1 protein-coding gene is annotated in these 304 nt (G+C 61.2%); it reads right to left on the bottom strand.

Annotation, left to right across the window (positions count from 1 at the left end):
• On the bottom strand, positions 1-304 hold a 304-nt coding region (locus AC0L20_RS40605), incomplete at both ends, for an acyl-CoA dehydrogenase family protein (protein WP_473295762.1).

Raw genomic sequence — 304 nt, 5'->3', positions numbered from 1 at the left:
GCGCCACCCCAAACTCGTCGGAGATACCGTTGCCACCAAGCATGTCTCGAGCCATACGCGCGATATCCAGGGACTTGCCACATGAGTTGCGCTTCATGATCGAAGTAATCTCAACCGCCGCAGTCCCTTCATCCTTCATCCGCCCAAGACGCAGACAGCCTTGCAGCGCCAGCGTGATCTCGGTCTGCATATCGGCCAGCTTCTTCTGGATCAACTGCGTGGCGGCCAATGGCCGACCGAACTGCTGACGGTCCAGCGTGTACTGGCGCGCGGTGTGCCAGCAGAACTCCGCAGCCCCGAGCGC

The sequence above is a fragment of the Bradyrhizobium sp. Kon58 genome (genome assembly GCF_055807455.1).
This window is presented reverse-complemented; position numbering and strand designations above follow the sequence as displayed.